A 24304-nucleotide genomic window follows, 5' to 3' on the forward strand; every position below is an offset into this window, starting at 1 on the left:
GCCGAACTCCGACGCCGGGCGTTAGTGTCGTCATATCGCACAACGGCGTGCGGTACGAAACGCTGCTGGAGGCTTCCCTGCCATGGGTGACGACGTGGTTTCCGCCGATGAGTTGACGACGCTGGTAGAGCGCTACTACCAGCACGTACCCGCGGACGAGCTCGCTGACCGGTCCATCGATGCCCGCCGGGCCGCCGTCGAGAGCCAGCTCCGACTGGCCACCGACCGGCCGCAGGGCACCTGCCGGGTCCGTGCATTCACCCCGACCGTCGAACAGCACGGCTGGGACGCCGGCGGCCACGTGGTGGTCGAGATCGTCGCCGTCGACATGCCGTTCCTGGTCGACTCGGTGACGTCGTTCCTCACCCGGAGCGACTACGGCATCGACCTGGTGATCCACCCGCAGTTCGTCGTACGCCGCGACATCACCGGTGCGCTCACCGAGGTCGAGGTCGACACCGACGAGCTGGAGGAGATCGACGACTCCGACCCGACCCGGATGCGCGAGTCGTGGATGCACCTCGAGCTCGACGAGATCTCCGACCCGGGTGCGATGGAGCTCATCGAGGAGGGCCTGCAGCGGACGCTGCGCGACGTCGCGGAGATCGTCGAGGACTGGCAGAAGATGGAGTCCCGCGCACGCCAGATCGTCGACGGGTTCGAAACGTCGCGGCCCCCGATCGAGCAGGCCGAGGTGGCGCAGGCGGCACAGCTGCTGAGCTGGCTTGCCGACGGGCACTTCACGTTCATGGGCTATCGCGAGTACGACCTCGTGCAGGTCGACGGCGTCGACGGGCTGCGGCCGGTCGCGGGCAGCGGGCTGGGCATCCTGCGGTCCGACACCGACGCGCTCGGCGGCGTCAAGGAGCTGCCCGAGGCCGCGGCGGCGAAGGCGCGCGACAAGACCCTGCTGATCATCACCAAGGCCAACTCCCGTTCCACGGTGCACCGGCCGGTCTATCTCGACTACATCGGCGTGAAGACGTTCGACAAGGCGGGCGCCGTCATCGGCGAGCGCCGCTTCCTCGGGCTGTTCACGTCGTCGGCGTACACCGAGAGCGTGACCCGGGTGCCCGTGCTCAAGGACAAGGTGAAGGGCGTCCTGAAGCGGCTCGGGTTCGACACCGCGAGCCACAGCGGCAAGGCCCTGATCGACCTGCTGGAGACGTACCCACGCGACGAGCTGTTCCAGACGCCGCTCGACGACCTCGTGCCGATCGCGAATGCCGTACTCCACCTGCAGGAGCGTCGCCAGCTGCGGCTCTTCCTGCGCCGCGACGACTACGGTCGCTTCCTGTCGTGCCTCATCTACCTTCCGCGCGACCGCTACATGACGCAGGTACGCCAACGCCTCGAGCGGATCCTCGCGAGCGCCGTCGGTGGCGAGCCGACCGTCGACTTCACCGCCCGGGTCACCGAGTCGGTGCTGGCGCGGCTCCACTACGTCGTACGCCCGGAGCGGGGACACGAGATCGGCGAGCTCGACCGGGTCGCCCTCGAGCAGCGGTTGGCCGACGCGACGCGGTCGTGGGACGACGACTTCCGCCGCGCGATCGACGACGTGATAGGCGACGCCGCAACCACCGAGATCCTGCACACCTACGGCGACGCGTTCCCGGAGGCGTACAAGGAGGACTTCGGCGCCCGGACGGCCGTCGGCGACCTCCGCCGGTTGAAGTCCCTCACCACGCCGGGTGAGGTGGCGCTCGAGTACTACGCGCCCGGGGGAGCAGACGGCGGCGAGGGACGCCTCAAGATCTACCGATGCGGCGCACCGTTGTCGTTGTCGGATGTGCTCCCGCTGTTCCAGGCGCTCGGTGTCGACGTCATCGACGAGCGGCCGTACCAGATCCACGCACGGAGCACCGAGTCGTGGATCTACGATTTCGGCCTGCGTACGCGGGGCGGCGTGACCAAGGCCGACCTCGAGCTGTTCCAGGACGCGTTCCTGGCCTGCTGGGGCAAGGACGCCGAGGCCGACGGCTTCAACCGACTGGTGCTGGCCGCGGGGCTGACCTGGCGCCAGGTTGTGATCCTGCGTGCGTACGCGACCTACCTGCGGCAGGCCAATGCGCCGTTCAGCCAGACCTACATCGAGCAGTCGTTGCTCGGTAACGTCGAGATCGCCCGGCTGCTGGTCGAGCTGTTCGAGGCGCGCTTCGCGGTCGACCCGGGCAAGTCCGGTACTGCGGCGGTCGCGCCCGACGACCCGGACCGCAGGACGCGCATCGAGCAGGTCGAGAAGGAGATCGAGAGTGCGCTCGACGCGGTCGTGACCCTCGACGAGGACCGAATCCTTCGCGGCTATCGCAACCTCATCCGGGCGACGCTGCGGACCAACTTCTACCGCACGGGCGATGACGGCCGGGCCCGCCCGTTCGTCTCGCTCAAGCTGGAGCCGACCGAGATCGACGACCTTCCCGAGCCGCGCCCGAAGTACGAGATCTTCTGCTACTCGCCCCGCGTGGAGGGCGTCCATCTGCGCTTCGGCAAGGTCGCGCGCGGAGGACTCCGCTGGTCCGACCGCCGCGAGGACTTCCGTACCGAGGTGCTCGGTCTGGTGAAGGCGCAGATGGTCAAGAACACCGTGATCGTGCCGGTGGGTTCGAAGGGTGGCTTCTACTGCAAGGATCTGCCCGATCCCGCCGCCGACCGCGACGCCTGGCTCGCCGAAGGCAAGGCGTGCTACACGACGTTCATCTCGAGCATGCTCGACGTCACCGACAACCGGGTCGACGGCGTTGCCGTGCCCCCGCCGGACGTCGTGCGCTGGGACAGCGACGACTCGTACCTCGTCGTCGCGGCCGACAAGGGCACAGCAACGTTCTCCGACCTCGCCAACGAGATCTCCGCCTCGTACGACTACTGGCTCGGCGACGCGTTCGCGTCGGGCGGGTCGGTCGGCTACGACCACAAGGGCATGGGCATCACCGCCAAGGGCGCGTGGGAGTCGGTGCGCAGGCACTTCCGCGAGATGGGGATCGACTGCCAGCGCGAGGACTTCACCTGTGTCGGCATCGGCGACATGTCCGGTGACGTGTTCGGCAACGGCATGCTGCTCTCCGAGCACACCCGGCTGGTTGCGGCGTTCGACCACCGGCACATCTTCGTCGACCCGAACCCCGATTCCGCCACGACGTACGCCGAGCGACGTCGCCTCTACCACCTACCGCGCTCGTCGTGGGCCGACTACGACGCCTCGCTGATCTCCGACGGCGGTGGGGTGTTCTCGCGTACGTTGAAGTCGATCCCGCTGACCGCGCAGATGCGCGCGGCGCTCGGGATCGACGACGACGTGACCAAGCTGTCGCCCGCACAGCTGCAGAGCGCCATCCTGCGCGCACCGGTCGACCTGTTGTGGAACGGCGGCATCGGCACGTACGTCAAGGCGACCAGCGAGACGAACGACGACGTGGGCGACAAGGCGAACAACGCGATTCGCGTCAACGGTGCGCAGCTGCGCAGCAAGTGCGTCGGTGAGGGCGGAAACCTCGGCCTCACCCAGCTCGGTCGGATCGAGTACGCCCTGAACGGCGGGCGCATCAACACCGACTTCATCGACAACTCGGCGGGCGTCGACACCTCCGACCGCGAGGTGAACATCAAGATCCTGCTCGACGGTGTCGTACGTGCCGGCGGGCTCACCCGCGAGGGCCGCAACGACCTGCTGCCGACGATGACCGACGAGGTCGGCGATCTCGTGCTGCGCGACAACTACGAGCAGAATGTCGCGCTCGCGAACGCCGCCGCCGGAGCCGCGAGCCTGCTGCACGTGCACGCCGACTGGATCGGCCAGCTCGAGCGCGACGGGCTGCTCGACCGTGAGCTGGAGTTCCTGCCGTCGGACGAGGAGATGGCCAACCGCCGCTCCAACGGCAAGGGTCTGACCTCTCCCGAGCTGTCGGTGCTGCTCGCGTACACCAAGATCGTGCTCGCCGACCGGCTGATCGAGTCCGACATCGCCGACGACGCGTTCTTCCGCGGGCGGCTGTTCAGCTACTTCCCGACCGAGGTCAAGCACGAGTACCGCAAGGCGATGGCAGACCACCCGCTGCGGCGCGAGATCATCGTGACGGCGATCGTCAACGACCTGATCAACAACGCCGGAATCACGTTCTACCACCGCCTCGCGACCGAGACCGGCGTGTCGGTGGCGGCGCTCGCCCGCGCACACGCGATCGCCGCCGAGATCTACGGCGTCGACGGCATCCAGGCCGAGATCGACGAGCTCGACAACGTCATCCCCGCGGAGATGCAGACCCGGATGCGCCTCATCCTGCGAACGCTCACCGAGCGCACCTCGCGCTGGATGGTCAACCATCGCAGGCAGGTCGATGCCGAGGCGGCCGTCGACTACTTCGGCACCGACGTACAACGGCTGCTGCGCGAGATGCCGAACCTCCTCGTCGGACGCGAGCTGGACATCATGCGTGAGCGGGCGGAGCGGCTCACCGAGGCGGGCGTGCCCGATGCCCTGGCGAACCGCGTCGCATCCGTCGAACCCGCGTACGCGGCTCTCGGCAACGTCGTCACGGCGAAGTCGCACGACGTTTCCGCCGCGGACGTTGCGCGCGTCCACTTCCAGCTCGGTGACTCCCTCGGCCTCGACCGGCTGCTGCGTCGCATCTCGTCGCTCCCGCGCGACGATCGCTGGCAGACGATGGCGCGTGCCGCGCTGCGCGACGACCTGTACGGCGTGCACCACGACCTCACCGGGCGCGTACTCCGCGACACGCCGGCCGACCTGAGCGCGGCCGAGCGGGTCAAGGCATGGATCGAGCAGGAGACCGGCACCCTCGATCGCATCGAGGGCATGCTCGAGGACATCTGGGGCGAGGAGACACCCGACCTGGCGCGGTTGTCGGTCGGCATGCGGGTCGTGCGGTCGCTGCTCGGCTGAGCGCTCCCTAACGCCGCTCGAGGACGTCGGCAACGTTGCGTACGGTGAATGCGTCGATGAGCTCGTCGCTGACTCCTGCGTCGCGCATCCGTGGCAGGAACGACCGCGCGAGGTGGGTGTAGCCGACGCCGCCATTGGCGAGCAGCGAGCTTCGCAGGCAGACGTCGTGCGACAGCAGTACCCGGTCGGCGTAGCCCGCCTCGACGAGGTTGCGAACGAAACGGACCCGTTTGGCCTGCTCGTACTCCGACGTGTAGATGCCGAGCATGTCGAACTGCACGTACGCGCCGCGTTCGGCCAGCGCGACGTGGTACGCGGCGTCCGGTACCGAGTCGCAGTGGCCGACGATGACCCGCCGCGGGTCGACACCTTCATGCTCGAAGATGTCGAGCTGGGCATGGCCGACCGGCCACCGGGCAGCGTGGGTGGTGATCGCGACGCCGGTGCGGAGCTGGGCGCGGGCGGCCGCTCTGAGACACCTCTCCTCCAGGGCGCTCACGTACCACTTGTCGCACCCGACCTCACCGATGATCCCGGCACGAACATCGGTGCCGTCCACCCCGACCTCGATGTCGTGAACGATGACCTCGCTGAGCCCGCTGATGCTCGTGCGGTCGATCTCGTGCGGGGGCAGATACGGGTCGCGGTAGTAGCCCGACCCCATGACGACTGCGACGCCCGATCGTTCAGCGACCGTACGCAACGCCTGTGGGTCGCGGCCGAGCCCGCCGCTCGTGGTTTCGACGACGGACGCACCGCCTTCGCGTCTGAACTCCTCGAGCTCGAGTGCCATCAGGTCCGGGTCGTTGAGCAGCCCGTCGCCGCGGTACTCCGGCATCAGGTTGATGAACACGTGCTCGTGGGGAAGTGTGAAGCCGAGCTCGGAAGCGTCGATCGGGCCCGACACCGTCTCAATCACGTGCGTGTCACTCCTCTGCGTGGCAGGCCGTCAACGTACCAAGCACGTCTGCGGACAGTGGCGAGATGTCCGCGCCGAGGGTGCTCAACCAAGACCGAACGGACCCGCTCGTACAGGCGCGCTCGCCTGCTCCGATAGGGTCGCGCGCATGGGAGTGGGGATCAGCGTCGACCGGCTGACCATGCGGTACGGCGACCTGGTCGCCGTCGACGAGGTCACCTTCGACGTACGCCCCGGCGAGTTCTTCGGACTGCTCGGTCCCAACGGTGCTGGCAAGACCACGACGCTCGAGATGATCGAGGGACTGCGCAAGCCGGTGGGCGGCAGTGTCACCGTCGACGGCACCGCACCGTCCGGGCGCGATCCCGCGCTCCTGCGGCGGATGGGCGTCCAGCTACAGGCATCGTCGTTCTTCGAGCGGTTGACCGCGCGCGAACAGCTCGACACGTTTCGCCGGTTGTACGGCGTGGACGCCGAGCGCGTCGATGCGATGCTCGACCACGTCGGACTGGCCGACAAGGCCGACGTACGCACGGAAGACCTCTCGGGCGGTCAGAAGCAGCGGTTGTCCATTGCTTGCGCCCTGGTGCACGACCCGGACGTCGTCTTCCTCGACGAGCCGACCGCGGCACTGGACCCGCAGGCGCGTCGCAACCTGTGGGACCTGTTGCAGGGACTCAACGACTCGGGTCGCACCGTCGTCCTGACGACCCACTACATGGACGAGGCCGAGGAGCTGTGTGACCGGGTGGCGATCATCGACCACGGCCGCATCCTCGAGCTCGACACACCGGCGGCCCTGATCCGCAGCCTCGAGGCGCCGGTGCAGATCAGCCTCGTCCACGACTCGCTGCCTCGCGAACAGCTCGAGTCGCTGCCAGGGGTCGACCACGTCGGCCACGACGACGGGGCGCTGACGATCACGACGGCCGAACCCGCGGCCGTGCTCACCTGGCTCGCCGAGCGGGACGCACTCGACGGCCTGTCGGTCAAGGGCGCAACCCTCGAGGACGTCTTCCTCGACCGCACGGGCCGGGAGTACCGCGCATGAGCGGCGAGGGCGCAGCGGGCGGAGTGGACACCGCGAGGGACGACTTGTCTCCGTGTAGGGAGCGAGTAACGAGCGGCGAGGTCATCGGATGACGGGATTCGTCAGCCTGGCCACCGCGATGGCCAAGGGCTTCATCCGCGATCGGATGGCGATGTTCTTCGCGATCCTGTTTCCGTTGATGTTCCTCGTGCTGTTCGCCGGGTTGTTCAACGACGAGGGAGATGCGCCGAAGAGCTCGGTCATCCAGGTCGGCGATGTCGCGCTGCTCGATGACGCTCCGAAGCAGGCGAAGGAGTCGTACGACGAGGTGCTGGACATCTCGAAGTCCGACGACCTCGACGCGGCGATCGCCGACGTACGCGAGGGCGATGCCGACGCGGTGATCACCCAGCAGGGCGACACGATCCATGTCGACTACACCGCCGCCGACCAGGTCGGCGCTGCGACGCTGCAGGGCGTACTCCAGTCGATCGTGCAGAGCGCGAACGTACAAGCGACCGGTGAGCCGCCGACGTTCAACATGGAGACCGACCAGGTCGAGGACGAGTCGCTGACGACGGTCCAGTACATGACCCCCGGCCTGCTGGGGTGGGCGATCGCCATGGGAGCGACGTTCGGCGCGGCCGCGAACCTCGTGGTGTGGCGCAAGAACGGCATGTTGCGCCGACTTCGGCTCGCGCCGATCCCCACCTCGTCGATCGTGCTCTCGCGGGTGGTGGTGAGCATCGGGATCGCCGCGCTGCAGACCGTCATCTTCGTCTCGATCGCGAGCGCGTTCTTCGGGCTGCAGATGACGGGTGGCGCGTGGCTGTCGATTCCGTTGCTCGTCTGCGGCACGCTGTCGTTCATGGCGATCGGCCTGCTTGCCGGTTCGGTCTCGAAGACCGAGGAGGGCGCGACGGGCCTGGCGAACTTCGTCATCTTGCCGATGGCGTTCCTGTCGGGGTCGTTCTTCCCGCTCGACGAGGCGCCGGGCTGGCTGCAGGCGGTGAGCCAGGCGTTCCCGCTCAAGCACCTGAACGACGGGATGCTGGATGTGATGGTCCGCGGCGAGGGGGTCGCCGCGATCGTGGGTCCGTGCGCGTTCCTGCTGGCGATCGCGGCAGTACTCACCGCGATCTCGGCGCGGCTGTTCCGATGGGACGCCACGTAGGGTTCCGCCCCGGTTTGGGTCTATGTGGCATCGGTGGATACCTATTGGACCGATGCCACATAGACCCCACGTCGGGCGCCCACGGTGGGTCACACTCGGACGGGATCAGGCGCCGGTTCCTCGACCGAGTCACCCTCGTGGATCCCGAACCGTTCGTGGAACCGGCGCAGCGGTTTCGGCGCCCACCAGGTTGCCCGGCCGGTGAGCCGCATCGTGGCCGGCAGCAGCGCACCGCGGATCAGGGTCGCGTCGATGAGTACGGCGAGCGGCAGGCCGATTCCGAACGCCTTCATGAACGTGATGTCGGAGACCAGGAAGCCGAGGAAGACCAGTGAGATCAACACCGCCGCGGCCGTGACGATCCGCCCGACCTTCTCGAGGCCGAGCGCGACGGCACCGATGCTGTCGCCGCTGCGGTCGTACTCCTCCTTGATCCGCGACAGCAGGAACACCTGGTAGTCCATCGCCAGCCCGAAGGCCACCGCGAACAACATCACCGGCACCGTCGCGACCAATGCACCGGTCACCGTGAACCCGCCGAGCAGACCGGACAGGTGTCCGTCCTGGAAGATCCACACCAGCGCACCGAACGTCGCGGTGAGGCTCAACATGCTCAACGCCATTGCGATAAAGGGGAGTAGCGCGCTTCCAGTGAGCAGGAACAACAGCACGACCACCGAGATCGCCAGCGCCGCGCCCGCGACCGGCAACCGGTCGACCAGGGAGACCGTGACGTCGTGGTTGACCGCCGCCGCTCCTCCGACGTACGCCGTGCTCGGTGCGGGCACGTCGCGTACGTCCACGACGAGGTCGTCGAGCGCGTCCTGGTTGCCGGTCGACGGGACGACCGAGAGGTATGCCGCATCGCCGGACCGGAAACGCTCGCTGCCAGGACCGGGCTCCGCCGCGACGGCGCCGTCGACGTACGCGCCACCGGCGCCGTCGACCCGGGCGACGTCGTCGAGCTGCGACAGAGCGGCAGCGTAGCCGTCGAGATCGTCGCCGGCACCGGGTACGACGACACTCAGCGCGTTCTGCTCACCCGACTCGAAGTCGGTACGAATGGTGTCGGCGACCTGTCGCGAGCTCGCCGACTCGGGCATGGTGCGCTCATCGGCGGAGCTGAGTTTCAAGCCGAGGAAGGGCGCGCCGAGCGCGAGCAGGGCAACGACGACGACCGTGGCGATCGGTATCGGCCGACGCATCACGAAGGACGCGAGGCGGTGCCAGGCGCCGTCCTCGACACTCCGCTCCGTTCGCGACCGCCCGAAGCGGCGCTTCGCTACCCGGGGACCCGCGACCGCGAGCAGGGCCGGCAGGATCGTCAGCGATGTCAGCGCCGACAGCAGCGCGACGGCGATGCCCGCGTACGCCATGGAGCGCAGCGCAACCGGCGGGAACCACAGCAGCGTCGAGAGTGCGATCGCGACGGTGACCGAGGAGAACGCGACGGTCTTGCCGGCCGAGCGGACGGTGTTGCGCAACGCATCCGGAATCTCTCGGCCGCCGTCGATCTCCTCGCGGAACCGACTGACGATGAGCAGGCTGTAGTCGATCGCGAGCCCGAGTCCGAGCAGCGTCACGACATTCACCGCGATCACCGACACGTCGGCGACGCTCGCGAGCACCCACATCACTCCGAGGGTGAGCATCAACGTTGCGAACGCGACGATCAGCGGCAGGGTGGCGGCGACGACGCTGCCGAAGACGAGCAGGAGAGCGACGAGGGCGATCGGGAACGCGATCGCCTCGCCGATGGTCGCGTCGTGCGTGGACTGCTCGCTCATCTCGTGCTGCAGCATCGCGTACCCGCCGACCTCGATGTCGAGGGAGCCGTGTTCGCCCTCGTACCGCGGCGCGAGGTCGCCGATTCGTTTGTCGACCTCGGTGTCGTCGCCCGTGACGGTCGCCAGTACGAGCGCTTGGTCTCCGTCGGTGCTTCGCAACTGGTCGGGCTGTCCCGCGGTCCAGTACGACGTGACACCCTCGACGTACGGTTCCGCGGTGAGTTGCTCGACGAGCTCACTCGCTTCCGTTGCGGTCGTGTCGTCATCCACCGAGTCGGGAGAGTCGACGAGCAGTACGAGGTTCGACGGTCCCTGGCCGAAGTCCTCTCGCAGGATGTCCGCGGCGGTGGCGGAGTCCGCCCCGGGGTCGTCGAACCCGCCGCCCTTGAGCTTGTCGAACAATGTGGCGCTCGACGCGCCCGCCGCGAGCGCGACGATGAGCGCGATGACGAGAACCCTGCGCCGTCGTTGCAGCATCAGGTCGGATAGTCGTCCCAGCACGATATGTGTCCTCCGTATCCGGCCGGACCACGTCGTCCGGCGTTACAGACAAGACCCCCGCCGCGGGCTCGGGTGTGACATCTGTACGTGACCGAGACGCACCTCACAGCGGGGCGGACGTGCAGCTCGGCGTGGGCAGAGCACGGGTACGCGTCGTACAAGGCGCACTGACCGGCCGACGATCGACAGCGAGCCGGCATGCGCGCGACGGGGCGTCAGAGGTTGACGCCGCGCAGCTTGTCGGGATTGATGATGCCGTAGATCTCCTGGATGTGCTCGCCATCGGGTGCCAGCTCGACGAGCATGATGCCGTAGCTCTCGCCGTCCCCGGAGATGAGCACGCCTGGATCGCCGTTGACCTCGACCTGGCGGTACTCCAGCCCCGTGAAGTCCCCGCGCTCGACCAATCCGGCGATGAGCCGCCCGACCTTGTCGCGGCCGCTGACGACCTGTCGTGCCGCGCGTACGACGCCTCCACCGTCGGTCCACAGCGTGACGTCGGGCGCGAGCACCTCGAGCAGCGCATCGAGATTGCCGCCGAGCGTGGCCGCCATGAACCGTTCGGTGGCCGCCTTGCGAAGCTGAGGGTCGGCGTCGAACCGCGGTCGTCCGGCACGTACGTGCCCGCGGGCGCGATGGGCGAGCTGGCGTACGGCGGCGGGCTTGCGATCGAGGATGCGGCCGATCTCCGCGTAGTCGTAGCCGAATGTCTCGCGCAGGATGAACACCGCGCGCTCCAGCGGGCCGAGCGTCTCGAGCACGACGAGCAGCGCCATCGAGATGTCGTCGGCGCGTACCGCCGGATCCGCTGCGTCGGGTTCCGCTTCTTCGACGAGCGGCTCGGGCAGCCACGGGCCGACGTACGTCTCCCGCCGCCGTTGCGCTCGACCCAGCCTGCGCAGTGACTCGTTGACGGTCGTGCGGATCAGGTACGCACGCGGGTTCTCGACCTCGTCGCGCGACGAGGATGCCCAGGAGAGCCAGACCTCCTGCAGGACGTCCTCTGTGTCGGCGACGGAGCCGAGCATGCGGTATGCCACCTGGAACAGCGTCTGGCGGTGCTCGGTGAAGGCTACGGTCTCGGCGTCGAGATCCACCGGGTCGGATGGCATGGCGTTTGGTCCTCTCGCTCGTCGGCTGACACAAGGTAGACCCCGCACGACCGACGAATGTGACATCGACGGTACGTCGTTCGGTCAACTTCTCGGTTCACCCTCGCGACGCCGCGGTAGCGCGGTGCGCGCGAGCCACATCGCGACGACGAGCAGAGCGACGCCCACCAGCCCGTCCAGCCAGTAGTGGTTGGCCGTCACGACCACGACGAACAACGTCACGCCCGGGTGCAGCACCGCGAGCCAGCGCCACCGCGTACGCGTGCTGACCACGATGCCGACCGCGACGAGCACGGCCCACGCGACGTGCAGGCTCGGCATGGCGGCGAACTGGTTCGCGACGCCGGTGTGCGGCGAACCCGAGTACACGCTGAAGCCGAACAGCTGGCCGGTGTCGACCATGCCGAGCCGCGGGAGCATCCGTGGTGGGGCGAGCGGGTAAAGCAGGTGGCCGACGAGCGCGGCGCCGGTGAGCAGCACCAGCGAGCGTCGTACCCAGGTGTAGTAGGCCGGTCGACGCCACAGCATCCACACCAGGAACCCGATCGTGACGGGGAAGTGCGCGACCGCGTAGTAGCCGTTCGCGAAGTCGACGCCGGTCGGCCACACCTGCAGCAGGTGCGCCTGGATGGCGTGCTCGTCGGGGAGCCGCAGGAGCCGCTCGACGCTCCATACACTCGCCGCGTTGTCGAACGCGGTTCGGACGTTCTGGGCCGCCAGGATGCGGCCCAGGTTGTAGATCGCGAACAGACCGACGAGCCAGCCGAGCTCGTAGAGCAGGCGGCGCTGTCGCTGGGGTGCGGGTGCGGTGGACACAACCGATACGCTGCCCGCGATCCGGTCGAGTGCGCCTCCCGCGTACGAACGAGCGGGCTCCCCCTGGGGTGTGGCGTCGCGTACGTGCGCTGAGATGTCGCCCATTGCCCCTCCCGTCTGAGTGTGTACTCATCAAGAGGGGTGAGACGGGGGGTTTTGTGACACTACTCAGAGTGACGGCTGGCCTTGGATGTTTACCATGTTTACATGGTAAACGTACGCTCTGCTTGGCGAATTCGCCGTGCAAGGCGTACCTTTACCATGTTCACATGGTAAAGGTACAGCCCGGCACGCCTAACGCACGGGCACCAGCCCGATCGACGTCTGCCGGATCGTGCTGCCGTCCGCGTCGCTGCCGGTGACGCGCAGAGACAGGGCGCCGTCCGCGCGCATCGCGCGGGCCGGAGCACTCGCCCGGTACGCCGCGTCGCCCACGCGCCGTAACCGCAGCCGGTGCCAGCGCTTCCCGTCGTCCGACGACCACCACAGTCGCGCCCGAGCCATCCGCTCCGTCGCATCGGCGGTCTCGATGTGTCCGAACGAGAGATCGAGCGGCAGCCGCCTGGCCGTATCGGCATACCCACGGTCGTCCACCCGCGGGCCGTAGTCGACCGACAGCAGCGACGGGCTCGTCTGCCCGACATGCGTCGGATCGTCCGGTGGCGCAGAGCGGAACGTCCAGGTCGTATGAGATTCCGGTGCAGCTCCGACGGTGTCGGGTTCGAGTGTCCAGTCGTGTGTGAGACGGAATCGGCGAGCATCCGACGGAACCTCGAAGCGGCCGAAGGGACCGTCGTTTCGCCCGAGAACCTTCCCGCGTGCGTTGCGCAGCACGACCTTCGACTTCTCGTACGTCGCGCCCGCCACCTTGCCCGAGTGCTCACCGTCGCCGATGCCGACCTCGGCGATCAGCCGGTCCGTGGTCCGGGATGCGAGGACCGGGGCAACGTGCATGGCGGACGCGTACTCGCGCTCGAGTCGTGCACCGGGTGCGTACGACTGCGTCGCGCCGCACAGCGGCTTCATCGCGTCACCAGGCATGTCGATGCAGTCCTTCCACGCGACATCGGGGTCGGCCGTGACGAGGTCGACCTCGTCGGCCGGTAGATCGACCGCTCGCAGATGCGTGATGCCGACACCGCTTCTGGTGTTGATGAAGGTGCGATCGACCTCGGCCTCGCCCGGCGTACGATCGGCGTGGAAGTCGCTCTTGACCCGCGCCAGCCGGCGTACGTCTCGTCGGGTCAGCCGCATGTCGGTCGTGTCCGGCAGCCGCCGGCCCGCGAGGTCGAGCTCGTACGCGTCGGGTGCCGAGCGCGGAACCCGCCCGCTCGGCTCCAGCCTCCAGCGCACATCGGTGTCGAATCGACCCTGGTCCACGAAGGATGACGGCTCTACGAACACCAGGCCGCGGTCGATCTCGCGGGGGTCGAAGAACCCGAGCTCGGTGAACCCGCGAGAGTCGGCGTGCCGCGATGCGACGAGCGTCGACTGCTCGACCCGGGTGGGTTGGCCGACCACACGCGGCGGGCGCAGTCGCTTCGCGTCGCGAGCGTCGATCGTGTAGTCGGTGTCGCTGTCGACCACGAGTTCGGGCGTGCCGGCGAGGCTGTACGACACCCGGCCGTTCGCCGTCGGAGTCGCGATCCGGCCGAACCCCATGTAGTGGCCCGGGTCGACGCGTGCGTAGCCCTCGCCGTTCTCGTCGAGTGCAACCCGGTAGTAGCGGCCCGTGTCGGCGTTGAACAAGGAGACGGACGACTCGGCCATCGGATGGGTCTGCGCGGCCTCGGGCCGGTACGGGTCGCCCTTGCGGTCGAGCACCGTGATGTTCAGGTCGTATCGCTCGCGCTCGTCGTACGCGCCGAACGGCAGCCGCAGGAGGCTCTCGCCGCCGGCGACGAACGACATTCCGCCCTGCCACTGGCCGTCGGGGAGCAACCCGGGGTCGAACGTCACGGTCGTCGTCGCGCTGCCACCGGCGGGGACGGTGAGGGTCGCCGGACTCGCCGTGACCGCACGTTCCGGCGCGGCCCGGCCGTCGGTGTCGGACTCCGTGTCTTCGATGGAGACCGTCACCGGCCCGTCGCCCGGGTTGGACAGCGTCACCGCCCGCTCGCGGACGTCCTCGTCCGGATACCTGACGTACGCGAAGTCGAGCGACGCAGTATCCGACCTCAGCGTCGCCGCGGTCGCGCGCTCGAGGTTGATCCGGCCGCCGCCGTCGGTCCACGACGTCTGGCCGTCCCGATGGTCGGCGGTCGACACGATCCGTGCCTTGACCTGGGCGGCCGTCCATGTCGGATGCTGCTGCCTGAGCAACGCGGCAGCGCCGGCGACGATCGGCGTCGCTTGAGAGGTGCCTGACATCGGCACGTACAGGTCTCCGTCGCGGGCGCCGGCCTTCGCGCCGAGGATGTCGACGCCGGGTGCCGTGACGTCGGGCTTCAGCCGGTACGTCGCGCGCGTCGGCCCTTCGCTGGAGAACCGGGCCTGGCCGTCGTTCTCCCGGGCCGCTCCGACGGTGAGCGCCGACTTCGCAGACCCCGGCGAGCCGATCGTGTACGGATCGGACCCGACCCCGCCGCGGTTGCCGGCCGCGGCGACGAAGAGGGTGTCCGACTCGGTCGTCAGCCGGTCGAGCGACTGGGCGACCGCGTCGTCGCCGTCGGTCGGCGGGCTGCTGAGGCTCAGGTTCGCAACGTCGGCGCCTTGGCCCGCTGCCCACTCCATCCCCTCGATCACCCAGGACTCCTGGCCGAACCCGTCATCGGCGAGCACCTTTGCGTTGAGCACGTCTGCACCCGCGGCGATGCCCTGCCGAGCGCCGTCCGACCCTGCGCCGTTGCCGGCGACGAGCGACGCCACATGCGTACCGTGGCCGTTCACGTCGGCAGGCCCGGCGCTTCCGGTGAAGTCGGCCTCGGCGACGACCTTGTCCGTGAGAGCAGGGTGGCCCGAGTCGACGCCGGTGTCGAGAACCGCAACGGACATCCCGTCGCCGTCGAGCCCGGACTCCCACGCGGCCGGCGCACGTACCTGCTCGAGGTAGCCGTCCAGGGCAGCGGCCTCGACCTGGCCGTCGAGCCAGATCTTCGCCGCGCCGTCGAGTCGCGCTCGCGTCGTACGCGGACTCGTCGGGTCGACGCCCGCCAGATCTTCGCCAAGCCGGGCAGCATCGGCCTTGTCGAGTTCGGCGGCAGCGGCGTCGACGCTGTCGAGCCGAGCAGTGGTACGCAGCGGCGATGCGTCGGCAAGTGACCGGACTCCGTCTGCACGGCGCACGATCAGGGGGAGGTCATTGCGGTCGTCGTCGCCGTACCCCATCCGGAGCAGGGCCGTGACGTCGAACAGGGCCGGGTCGAGTACGCGCGGAACGAGGTCGGCGACATCGTTCGGTACGACGCTCACCTCGTTGCCGGCACGCTGGATCGAGAACCCGGCGGCCCCGTCGCCGGCAGGTTGGACCGTCACGGTCGGCCTTCCGCGGACAGGGGCGCCGACCGTTACCTGGTCGCCCGTGACCAGGGTGACGGTCGCGGTCCCTTCGGCCGCCGGGGCGGGCGTGCGCGCGGTAGGCGGTTCGGCCGCGGAGACGCCGGTGGCCGGGGCAAGCGGAGCCAGGAGCGCGGCTACGGCGATCGCTGTCAGGACGCGGGGGGAGCTGTGCATGAACGTGTTCTACCTGCTCGGGACCTGTCCGCACCATCGGCTAGCGTGGCCGGTGCCAGACATGTCGTGAATCGGCCGGGGGTCGCAGGTGCTCGAGCACGTGGGTGTCTCGCCCGAAGACGAGTCGACCTATCGCGCGCTGCTGCGCCGCCCGCAGTGCACGGTCCGCGAGTTGGCCGAGCAGGTGGACCGGCCGCCCGACCTCGTACGCCGCTCGGCTCGCCGCCTCGAGGAGTTGGGGCTGCTGAGCCGTACCCCGGATCATCCTGCTCGCCTTGTCCCCACTCGTCCGGACCTCGCGGTCGACGTGCTCGTCGCGGCGCGACGGGCCGACCTCGACCGCGCCCAGGCGGGCGCTCGTGAGCTGCTCGACGAGATGAGCCTCCCCGACCAGTACCGGCCGGAGAGTCTGCTCGAGGTGCTCACCGGCCAGGACGCGATCGCGGCCCGGTTCGCCCAGCTCGTCCGGGCGACCGAGCGCGAGCTTCTCGTACTGGACCGGCCGCCGTACGCGTCCGGCGCCGGCGACTCGGAGCCGCGGGTGCTCGGTCTCCTCGGCGACGGAGTGACCGTGCACGGAATCTACTCACCCGACTCGTTGCAGATTCCCGGTGCGGTCGAGGGCGCGTACAGCGCCGCAGATGCGGGCGAACGATCCCGCATCCATCCGGCCGTGCCGATGAAGCTCGCAATCGCCGATCGCTCGGTCGCGCTGCTTCCGCTGGTGGTCGACCGCATGGTCGACAGTGCTCTCGTCGTACACCGGAGCGCGTTGCTCGACGCGCTTGTGCAGATGTTCTTCCTGCTCTGGGACCAAGGCGTTCCGGTCGTCGGCGACTCCGACGCATCGGACCTCGATCGGCGGCTGCTCACCATGCTCGCGGCAGGCATGAAGGACGACACCATCGCTCGGCATCTCGACATCAGTAGTCGGACGGTCGGACGGAGAGTGGCCGAGCTGATGGACCGCATCGGAGCGAAGACCAGGTTCGAGGCCGGCGTACACGCTCAGCGTCGCGGACTGCTGGCCGACTGACGACTGGCCCGCGTACGTTCGCGAAGGATCACCCAGGCATGCGCAGCGGCGACCGCGGCCGCGGTCAGTACGAGCGCGACGCCCGCCTGTCCGCCGTAGGCGACGTCCGGCTTCACGTCGGGCGTTGCCGGCTTGGTCACGACCATCAACGCGAGCAGGAGGCCGATCGCGGCGATCGATCCGAGAAGGCCAACGCTCTCGTCGATGCGCACGAAGCCCGCGATCGCGAGTAGTCCGACAAGCCCGATCAGGAGCAGGACGCCCAACGTCGAAGCGCCGCTGTTGTCCTGGCCGAGGATCTCCCAGATGGATCCGTACGACCAGCTCAGGCCGGAATCCTTGTCGACGGCCCGGTCGTACATGGGCAGAAAGCTCACCACGAGAAGTGCCACGCCGAGCGCGGCGTAGATGCGGGAGAAGCCGCCGAACGTCTCCGCCTGCCGGCGGTGTCCCGCGAGCTCCTCCACCCGTCGACGGAGTCGATCGAGCTCTTGGCGGTCGGTTGTCTGGTCGCGGTCATCCATCGCACAGTCCTTCGTCGGTCGGGTCGTAGCGGCCTCCGGTCGTCGCCGCGCCAACAGAAGTGACGCCCAGGTCGCCACTATGGTTCGTCAACCGGGTCACTGCTCGGATAACGTACAGACAAAACGAGACCGACCAGGAGCGCCCGTGGCCAGGAAGACCGTAGTCAAGATCACCGACGACCTCGACGGCACCGAACTGCCGGATGGCGAGGGTGAGTCGGTGCGGTTCGCGCTCGACGGCGCCGAGTACGAGCTGGATCTCTCCGCGGCGAATGCGCAGGGTCTGCGCGACGCGATCACGCCGTACATCGAGTCGGGCCGGCGTACGGGTGGTCGGCGACGCTCCGGTGGACACACTCGCCAGGTCAGCACCGAGGTCGACACCCGTGCCGTACGTGCGTGGGCGAACGCCAAGGGGATCAAGGTATCGAGCCGCGGGCGCGTCCCGCAGGACGTCATCGACCAGTACCGCAACGCCGGGAACTGACGGTCGGCGCACGACGCCCGGACTCGGCCGCGTGGACCTGTCCGACTCGTTGGCCCGGTGGTGCCCCGTGCGCATCGTCACTGTCGACCCAGCGCAGACACCGACCCGCTCGGCGGATCCGGCCGGGACCGATCCGGGACTCCCAGCCGGGTCAGATATCGGACCGTGACGGTTCCGGCCACCGCGAGGGCCACCGCGATCGCGTATCCGACCCATGCGCGCCAGGTCGGCGTCATGCCTTGCCAGAACCACTCCCACACCGACTCCAGCAGCTCTGGATCGTCGGCGTACCTGATCTCACTGCTCAGCAGGCCGAGCAATGCACCGGGCGCGTACGCGAACCACGAGATCAAGATCGCGAGTGGCCAGACCGCCAGTCGCTGCACGGGGCGGGCACCGATCACCACGAGAGCGGCGGCGAGGACGCCGACCCAGACCCATCCCACGGCTTCGACGGCCGACGTCACCGTGCCCGCCGAGCCGTCGGAGCCGTCGAGGATCGCGTCCAACGGCCGGCGTACGACGCCCCAGTACCAGCTCGTGCCGAGACCGGCGAGCACGCTCAGCGTCAGGCCGAACCAAACGGCGCCCCTGACGGCGACGACGCCGAGCCCCCAGCCGGCCAGTGAGCCGAGAACACATGCGCCCATGAGCACGGTCAGAACCCCGCCGTCCGGGGTCTCCGCGGAGTCGTCGGCCAGTTGGAGGGCGACGTACGACTGAAGCAGCATCACCGCCACGGACGCCGCGAGCCCGACGAGTGTGGCAACCATCGCCTGTCGGCTCTGAACGCCGCCGAGGATCCGAGCCAGCCCGGCGGCGAGCCCTCCGATCAGTCCGAAGTCGAAGAGCATCCGAGTGCCGTACTCGTACAGGGGCAGCGCCATGGCGCCGTCGGTCTCCAACAGGTACGTCACGTCCGAACCGTTCAGGCCGGTCAGGATCCACGGCAGATAGCCGACGATCCACCAGGCGGCGGCCGCGATTGCGGCGATGGCGACCGTTGGCACCGCGAGGCCGCGTTGCATTCGTTCGACCGAGATGACCATTGAAGGGCTCCGCTCCTGCTCGGTTTCGCCTCGTGCGGAAGACGATGCCGGACGTGCCTGTCGGATCGCTGTCGCCTCACTGCCATCGGCCCGGTCGCCCCGGGTTGTGTCGTGCTACTTGTCCACAGGTGTTGAGGAGGTCTAGCCAGATCGGCCGAGTTGCGGCACTATCCCGTGTCACGAACTCATCGAGGAGATGAACGTGTCGCCGGCAACAGACACCGTGGCCCTTGCCGAGCAGGTGCGCGATCGGGTACGCGAGCGTGGCATCGACCCCGTCCGCGAGACGCACACCGTACGACGGATCGCCGAGCAGGTGGCCGAGGAGTACGACCGGCGCAGCCTCACCGGCAGTGTCGCGCCGATCGAGAACGTCACGGCGCTCGTCGGCGAGATGGTGTCGCGGGTGTCCGGGTTCGGTGTGCTCCAGAGGTATCTCGACGACCCGAGCGTCGAGGAGGTCTGGATCAACGAGCCGTCGCGTGTGTTCATCGCGCGTCATGGTCGGTCGGAGCTGACGACGACGATCCTGACCGCAGACGACGTGCGCGACCTGGTCGAGCGAATGCTCAAGTCGAGCGGGCGGCGCCTCGACGTGAGCCAGCCGTTCGTCGATGCCATGCTGCCCGGCGGCCATCGGCTGCACGTCGTACGCGACGGGATCGCGCGTGGCTACGACGCCGTCAACATAAGGAAGTTCATCGCGCGGGCGTACTCGCTCGACGACCTCGTCGCCTTGGGCTCGTTGACCGTGCCGGTGGCGGCGTTCCTCGACGCGAGCGTACGTGCGGGTCTGAACGTCATCGTGTCCGGCGGCACCCAGTCGGGGAAGACGACGCTGCTCAACTGTCTGTCGGCGTCGATTCCGGGGTCGCAGCGCGTCATCACGTGCGAGGAGGTGTTCGAGCTGCGGTTCGGGCATCCCGACACCGTTGCCATGCAGACCCGGCAGTCCGGGTTGGAGGGCACGGGCGAGATTCCCCTTCGTACGTTGGTGAAGGAGGCACTTCGGATGCGCCCGTCGCGGATCCTCGTCGGCGAGGTGCGCTCGGCGGAATGCCTCGACCTATTGCTCGCGTTGAACGCCGGTCTTCCCGGCATGGCAAGCCTGCACGCGAACTCCGCCCGCCAGGCGCTCGTCAAGATGTGCACGCTGCCGCTGCTCGCCGCCGAGAACATCGGGGCGCGGTTCGTCGTACCCACCGTCGCATCGTCGGTCGACCTCGTCGTCCATGTGGCGATCGATGCGCACGGTCAGCGCCGTGTTGACGAGATCGTTGCCGTCACCGGCCGGGTCGAGAACGACCTGATCGAGTCCGAGGCAGTGTTCACGACCAACGACGGCCAGCTGCGCCGCATGTCGGGTGTTCCGCCCAGGCCGGAGCGGTACGCGCACGCGGGCATCGATCTCGATCACCTCCTCGCGACCGCGGAGATCTGACGTGGGGGTGGTGATCGGCCTGCTGTTCGGTCTCGGGCTGCTGCTGGTCTGGACGGCGATCTCCGATCCCGAGCCAGAGCACCAGCGACGCCCGCGCACCCCGGGCCTCGCCAGGCTGCTTCGCGGTGCCGGCGTCGAAGGAGTGACTCCCGTCGGCGTGATGCTGTTGTGCACCGCCTGCTCGGTTGTGGTCGGCTTCGTGATCCTGCTCGTGTCGCAGACCTGGGCCGTCGCCGTCGTGTTCGCGGCGATGGCCGCGTACCTGCCGATCGCCGTGCTGCGCGCGCGACAGGCCCGACGCCGCCGAGAGCGCCGCGAGGTATGGCCAGAGGTGGTCGACAACCTCGGGTCAGCCGTGCGCGCAGGGCTCTCGCTGCCCGAAGCGCTTGTCGAGCTCGGCGAACGCGGGCCCGTGCCATTACGCGACCCGTTCGAGAAGTTCGCCCTGGACTACCAAGCCAGCGGGCGGTTCAACGCGTCCCTCGATCTGCTCAAGGAGCGGCTCGCCGACCCCGTCGGAGACCGCGTCGTCGAAGGCCTTCGCATCGCGAGAGACGTCGGGGGAGGCGATCTCGGCGCAATGCTTCGCACGCTGTCCTCCTTCCTGCGTGACGACCTGCGCACCCGGGGCGAGCTCGAGTCTCGACAGTCCTGGACGGTGAATGGTGCGCGGCTGGCCGTGGCGGCGCCCTGGTGCATCCTGCTGCTGATGTCGTTCCAGCAAGACGTCGTCTCGCGCTTCTCCACCGGGGCGGGTCTCGTCGTGCTCGGAGTCGGAGCGAGTACCTGCGTTGTCGCGTACCGGCTGATGATCAGGCTCGGGCGGCTGCCGGACGAACGACGCACCCTCGCATGAGCGCCACCGTGCTCGGCGCACTGCTCGGCCTCTCGACCGCGGCCGGCGTCTGGGTCGTGGTCGCGTACGCGTTGTCGCGTCGACGCCCGGCTCTGGCCGATCGCGTCGACCCGTACTTGCGTGACCTTCCCGAGGCCCCGCGGATGGCGACGGAGCCGGCGCCGTCCAGTCGACCCACGGCCGTCGGGTGGGCGATCTTCGGCCCATCCGTCCGACGCATCGCAGGCGGCGTCGAGCGCGTACTCGGCGGCGGTGCGACGATCCGGCGTCAGCTCGACCGCGTCGGGTCGGCGCTCACGCTCGAGCAGTTCCGTGTCCAGCAGGCGCTCTGGGGACTCGGCGCGTTCGCGGCCACCGCGGGCATCGGGGTGCTGTGGTCGGTGCGCACCGCCGTGTCTCCGCTGGCGTTGCTGTTGCTGTGTGCCATCGCATTCGCGGCAGGTGTCGTCGCCAGAGACCAGGCTCTGGGCCGTTCGGTCCGGCATCGCGAACGACGCATGGTCGAGGAGTTCCCGACGGTCACCGACCTGCTCGCCCTGTCGGTGGCTGCGGGGGAGGGGCCGGTCGCTGCGCTGGAACGATGTGTCGCGGTGAGCCAGGGGGAGCTGTCCGACGAGCTGCGTCGAGTCCTCGCCGAGATCCACACCGGGACCCGGATCTCCCGTGCGCTTGACGATCTGAGCGCTCGGACGGGTGTTCCCAGCGTCGCCCGGTTCGCAGAGGCCCTTGCCGTTGCGATCGATCGAGGCACACCGCTCGTCGACGTCTTGCACGCCCAGGCCGCCGACGTACGCGAGGCGAGCAGGCACGCAATGATCGAAGACGGTGCGCGTCGCGAGGTCGCGATGATGGCGCCGGTGGTCTTCCTGATCCTGCCGGTCACGGTGCTCTTCGCGTTCTTCCCCGGTCTCGTCGTTCTGCAGCTGACGTCGCCGTGAACAGTCGTACCGTGCACACCGAACCTCTTATCCACAGTCGGCGGGCTTCGAGTGGCGTACGTCACAAAGTACTGGCATGGTTCCGCCATGCATTTCGTCTATCGGCAATGGATCCGAGTCAGCACGGCACATCCTCGCGACGAGCGAGGAGACGTACCGGGGTGGGTGATGATCACGTTGATGACGGCCGCGCTCGTGGCCGCGATCCTCGCCGTCGCGAGACCCGGTCTGCAGGGCATGCTGCAGTCGGCGCTCGACCGCGTCTCCGGCTCCGCCTGACGTCGCCGTCGCGAGACAGGGGCTCTGCGGTCGCCGACTTCTGCATGGTGATGGTGGTGCTGGTACCCCTCGTCCTCGGGATCCTCCAGGTCGGCCTCGTACTGCACGTACGCAACACCCTCACGTCGGCGGCATCGGAGGCGGCACGTCAGGCGGCGACCGTCGACGGCACGTCGTCGACCGCCGAGCAGCGCGCGCACGACCTCATCGATGACACCGTCGGCGCCGAGTACGCGACGTCGATCGACGCGGCACCGACCAGCGTCGACGGATACCCCGGTGTCGAGGTGCGGATCGAGGCGTCGGTACCCGCTCTCGGGCTGTTCGGGCCGGGCGTGCAGCTTGCGGTCGAGGGCCACGCCGTCCAGGAGCGTCCGTCGTGACCCGCGACGATCGCGGCAGCGCGCTGATCGAGTTCGTCTGGCTCGGGTTGCTGCTGCTGGTGCCCCTCGTCTACCTCGTGCTCACGGCGTCCGATGTCCAACGCGCCGCGTACGGTGCGAGTACGGCCAGTCGAGCGGCCGGGCGAGCCTTCGTGCTGGCGCCCGACACTGCGGCGGCGTACGACCGAGCCGAGCGCGCGGCGCGTACGGCCTTGGCCGACCAGGGCATCGTGGAGGCGAGCGTCGATGTTGAGTGCGCTCCGAGCGCACAGAGCTGCCTGACACCGGGTAGCGCAGTGACGGTAGTGGTGACTGTGAGACAGCAGCTCCCACTCGCACCCGATGTCTTCGGCGGCGCGGCGCCGGCGATAACGGTAGATGCCCGGCACACCGAGCCGTACGGCACGTTTCGCGAGGACCGCTCGTGAGGCGGCGGACCGATCGCGGCCAGGTCGGCGTGATGATCATCGGGTTCTTCGCGCTCGCCAGCATCCTGATGGCGGTCGTCGTCGACGTCTCGTCTGCGTACCTGCGACGCACCGCGATGAACAACATCGCAGACGGTGCGGCACTGGCGGCCGCAGACGCGGTGCAAGGCGAGCAGGTCTACGCGTCGGGGCTCGGTGAGGAAGCGCCGATCGATGCGGTCGTCGCCGGCGAGTACGTCTCTGCGTACCTCGCCGACTGCGGAGCGATCGCCGACTACCCCGGGCTGCGCTGGCGGGTCGAGCAGGACGGTGACCAGATCCGCGTTCGGGTCAGCGCACCGCTCGATCTTCCGCTGCGTGTCGCGGGGTGGGGTGACGGGGTGACGGTGGCCGGTGAGGCGTCCGTACTCGTACGAGTATCCTGACCAACGAGCAACGCCGCGGTCGCGCGGCGAGCCAGATCTCCAAGCTGTTCAGACGAAAGGCGCGCGCATGTCGGACTCGGACGCCGACGAGCGCACCCACCCGGAGGACGACGGGCGTCGAGCCGCGATACCCGGGTTCGGGCCACGTCGCGACGGCGAGACGCCGGCCGCGCCGTCCGCAGACCGGTCGCCGCGTACCCTGCGCAACGTCCTGTTCGTACTCGGCGGCGTCGCCGCTGTCGTCATCGTCGTGATCATCGTGTTGATCCTGGTGTTCTTCACGGTGATCGACGACGCCGTGAAGGACGTCGAGAGCAAGCGTAACGAGACCGCGATCACGACCGAGCAGTTCCAGTCGGTGAAGATCGGCGCCCGCGAGGAGACCGTTCGCGACGAGTTCGGCGAACCCGAGGAGGAGTCGACGGGCGACGGCGCTGCGGGTACGACATGCCTTTACTACAACGAGAAGGATGCCGGGTTCGTCGCCGGTGACCGCTTCATGTTCTGCTTCGTCGAGGGACGCCTGGAACGCAAGTCTCGCGACTGA

General features: G+C 68.6%; 20 protein-coding genes. 13 read left to right on the top strand and 7 right to left on the bottom strand.

Going from position 1 to position 24304, the window contains the following annotated elements; all coding sequences use genetic code 11:
• Positions 1–82 precede the first annotated feature (82 nt).
• On the top strand, positions 83–4900 hold the full coding sequence (locus L0C25_RS16160; protein ID WP_271632710.1) for an NAD-glutamate dehydrogenase: 4818 nt from the start codon (positions 83–85) through the stop codon (positions 4898–4900).
• A gap of 7 nt (positions 4901–4907) precedes the next feature.
• On the opposite strand, the gene L0C25_RS16165 is transcribed toward L0C25_RS16160, so the two are convergent.
• The gene (locus tag L0C25_RS16165) at positions 4908–5819 is read right to left on the bottom strand and encodes a phosphotriesterase family protein (protein ID WP_271632711.1); all 912 of its coding nucleotides are present in this window, start codon (positions 5817–5819) and stop codon (positions 4908–4910) included.
• A gap of 148 nt (positions 5820–5967) precedes the next feature.
• Here L0C25_RS16165 and L0C25_RS16170 point away from each other — a divergent pair, with 148 nt between their 5' ends.
• Together L0C25_RS16170 and L0C25_RS16175 are read left to right on the top strand one after the other, a co-directional pair.
• Positions 5968–6870 carry an ABC transporter ATP-binding protein gene (locus tag L0C25_RS16170; RefSeq protein ID WP_271632712.1) on the top strand — a complete coding sequence of 301 codons (903 nt, stop codon included), beginning with the start codon at positions 5968–5970 and terminating at the stop codon, positions 6868–6870.
• An 88-nt stretch (positions 6871–6958) separates the two neighbouring features.
• The gene (locus L0C25_RS16175) at positions 6959–8023 is read left to right on the top strand and encodes an ABC transporter permease (protein WP_271632713.1); all 1065 of its coding nucleotides are present in this window, start codon (positions 6959–6961) and stop codon (positions 8021–8023) included.
• An 89-nt stretch (positions 8024–8112) separates the two neighbouring features.
• Here the strand turns inward: L0C25_RS16175 and L0C25_RS16180 are convergent, their stop codons facing one another.
• The 4 genes from L0C25_RS16180 to L0C25_RS16195 all read right to left on the bottom strand — a co-directional run bounded on the left by L0C25_RS16180 (position 8113) and on the right by L0C25_RS16195 (position 15911).
• Positions 8113–10311 (bottom strand): MMPL family transporter, encoded by a 2199-nt coding sequence (locus L0C25_RS16180; protein ID WP_271632714.1) that lies wholly within the window; start codon positions 10309–10311, stop codon positions 8113–8115.
• A 215-nt stretch (positions 10312–10526) separates the two neighbouring features.
• Entirely contained in the window at positions 10527–11423 is an 897-nt protein-coding gene (gene sigJ / locus L0C25_RS16185) for an RNA polymerase sigma factor SigJ (protein ID WP_271632716.1), read from the bottom strand.
• An 84-nt stretch (positions 11424–11507) separates the two neighbouring features.
• Entirely contained in the window at positions 11508–12344 is an 837-nt protein-coding gene (locus tag L0C25_RS16190; RefSeq protein ID WP_271632717.1) for a phosphatase PAP2 family protein, read from the bottom strand.
• Positions 12345–12533: 189 nt separating this feature from the next.
• A complete protein-coding gene (locus L0C25_RS16195; RefSeq protein WP_271632718.1) occupies positions 12534–15911 on the bottom strand; it encodes a S8 family peptidase in 3378 nt (1125 codons plus the stop codon).
• Between the two features lie 88 nt (positions 15912–15999).
• Between L0C25_RS16195 and L0C25_RS16200 the strand changes: the two genes are divergently transcribed.
• Positions 16000–16947, top strand: coding sequence for a helix-turn-helix domain-containing protein (locus tag L0C25_RS16200; RefSeq protein WP_271632719.1), 948 nt, complete (start codon positions 16000–16002; stop codon positions 16945–16947).
• Here the strand turns inward: L0C25_RS16200 and L0C25_RS16205 are convergent.
• Positions 16920–17471 carry a hypothetical protein gene (locus L0C25_RS16205; protein WP_271632720.1) on the bottom strand — a complete coding sequence of 184 codons (552 nt, stop codon included), beginning with the start codon at positions 17469–17471 and terminating at the stop codon, positions 16920–16922. The genes L0C25_RS16200 and L0C25_RS16205 overlap by 28 nt on opposite strands.
• A 145-nt stretch (positions 17472–17616) precedes the next feature.
• On the opposite strand from L0C25_RS16205, the gene L0C25_RS16210 reads away from it, so the two are divergent.
• Positions 17617–17958: a histone-like nucleoid-structuring protein Lsr2 gene (locus L0C25_RS16210; protein ID WP_271632721.1), complete on the top strand. Its 342-nt coding sequence runs from the start codon at positions 17617–17619 to the stop codon at positions 17956–17958.
• A 77-nt stretch (positions 17959–18035) separates the two neighbouring features.
• Here L0C25_RS16210 and L0C25_RS16215 read toward each other — a convergent pair whose 3' ends face one another.
• Positions 18036–19007, bottom strand: coding sequence for a hypothetical protein (locus L0C25_RS16215; protein ID WP_271632722.1), 972 nt, complete (start codon positions 19005–19007; stop codon positions 18036–18038).
• Between the two features lie 202 nt (positions 19008–19209).
• Between L0C25_RS16215 and L0C25_RS16220 the strand changes: the two genes are divergently transcribed.
• The 8 genes from L0C25_RS16220 to L0C25_RS16255 all read left to right on the top strand — a co-directional run bounded on the left by L0C25_RS16220 (position 19210) and on the right by L0C25_RS16255 (position 24304).
• On the top strand, positions 19210–20448 hold the full coding sequence (locus tag L0C25_RS16220; RefSeq protein ID WP_271632723.1) for a CpaF family protein: 1239 nt from the start codon (positions 19210–19212) through the stop codon (positions 20446–20448).
• 1 nt (position 20449) lies between these two features.
• Entirely contained in the window at positions 20450–21304 is an 855-nt protein-coding gene (locus L0C25_RS16225) for a type II secretion system F family protein (protein ID WP_271632725.1), read from the top strand.
• A complete protein-coding gene (locus tag L0C25_RS16230) occupies positions 21301–22242 on the top strand; it encodes a type II secretion system F family protein (RefSeq protein ID WP_271632726.1) in 942 nt (313 codons plus the stop codon). Before L0C25_RS16225 ends, L0C25_RS16230 begins: the two co-directional genes overlap by 4 nt.
• An 87-nt stretch (positions 22243–22329) precedes the next feature.
• Positions 22330–22521, top strand: coding sequence for a hypothetical protein (locus L0C25_RS16235; protein ID WP_271632727.1), 192 nt, complete (start codon positions 22330–22332; stop codon positions 22519–22521).
• Positions 22522–22571: 50 nt separating this feature from the next.
• Positions 22572–22904 carry a TadE/TadG family type IV pilus assembly protein gene (locus L0C25_RS16240; RefSeq protein WP_408641708.1) on the top strand — a complete coding sequence of 111 codons (333 nt, stop codon included), beginning with the start codon at positions 22572–22574 and terminating at the stop codon, positions 22902–22904.
• Positions 22901–23332, top strand: coding sequence for a hypothetical protein (locus tag L0C25_RS16245; protein ID WP_271632728.1), 432 nt, complete (start codon positions 22901–22903; stop codon positions 23330–23332). The genes L0C25_RS16240 and L0C25_RS16245 overlap by 4 nt, the downstream gene beginning before the upstream one ends.
• On the top strand, positions 23329–23757 hold the full coding sequence (locus L0C25_RS16250) for a pilus assembly protein TadG-related protein (RefSeq protein ID WP_271632729.1): 429 nt from the start codon (positions 23329–23331) through the stop codon (positions 23755–23757). Before L0C25_RS16245 ends, L0C25_RS16250 begins: the two co-directional genes overlap by 4 nt.
• A gap of 67 nt (positions 23758–23824) precedes the next feature.
• Positions 23825–24304: a hypothetical protein gene (locus tag L0C25_RS16255; RefSeq protein ID WP_271632730.1), complete on the top strand. Its 480-nt coding sequence runs from the start codon at positions 23825–23827 to the stop codon at positions 24302–24304.

The sequence above is a fragment of the Solicola gregarius genome, from assembly GCF_025790165.1.
Lineage (GTDB): Bacteria > Actinomycetota > Actinomycetes > Propionibacteriales > Nocardioidaceae > Solicola > Solicola gregarius.

What these genes read in the sequence shown, in the direction of transcription:
- L0C25_RS16230 (WP_271632726.1), top strand. Translation starts at nt 21,301, where the DNA reads ATGAGCGCCACCGTGCTCGGCGCACTGCTCGGCCTCTCGACCGCGGCC.
- L0C25_RS16240 (WP_408641708.1), top strand. Translation starts at nt 22,572, where the DNA reads ATGGTGGTGCTGGTACCCCTCGTCCTCGGGATCCTCCAGGTCGGCCTC.
- L0C25_RS16175 (WP_271632713.1), top strand. Translation starts at nt 6,959, where the DNA reads ATGACGGGATTCGTCAGCCTGGCCACCGCGATGGCCAAGGGCTTCATC.
- L0C25_RS16170 (WP_271632712.1), top strand. Translation starts at nt 5,968, where the DNA reads ATGGGAGTGGGGATCAGCGTCGACCGGCTGACCATGCGGTACGGCGAC.
- L0C25_RS16255 (WP_271632730.1), top strand. Translation starts at nt 23,825, where the DNA reads ATGTCGGACTCGGACGCCGACGAGCGCACCCACCCGGAGGACGACGGG.
- sigJ (WP_271632716.1), bottom strand. Translation starts at nt 11,423, where the DNA reads ATGCCATCCGACCCGGTGGATCTCGACGCCGAGACCGTAGCCTTCACC.
- L0C25_RS16205 (WP_271632720.1), bottom strand. Translation starts at nt 17,471, where the DNA reads ATGGATGACCGCGACCAGACAACCGACCGCCAAGAGCTCGATCGACTC.
- L0C25_RS16160 (WP_271632710.1), top strand. Translation starts at nt 83, where the DNA reads ATGGGTGACGACGTGGTTTCCGCCGATGAGTTGACGACGCTGGTAGAG.
- L0C25_RS16235 (WP_271632727.1), top strand. Translation starts at nt 22,330, where the DNA reads ATGCATTTCGTCTATCGGCAATGGATCCGAGTCAGCACGGCACATCCT.
- L0C25_RS16190 (WP_271632717.1), bottom strand. Translation starts at nt 12,344, where the DNA reads ATGGGCGACATCTCAGCGCACGTACGCGACGCCACACCCCAGGGGGAG.
- L0C25_RS16195 (WP_271632718.1), bottom strand. Translation starts at nt 15,911, where the DNA reads ATGCACAGCTCCCCCCGCGTCCTGACAGCGATCGCCGTAGCCGCGCTC.
- L0C25_RS16215 (WP_271632722.1), bottom strand. Translation starts at nt 19,007, where the DNA reads ATGGTCATCTCGGTCGAACGAATGCAACGCGGCCTCGCGGTGCCAACG.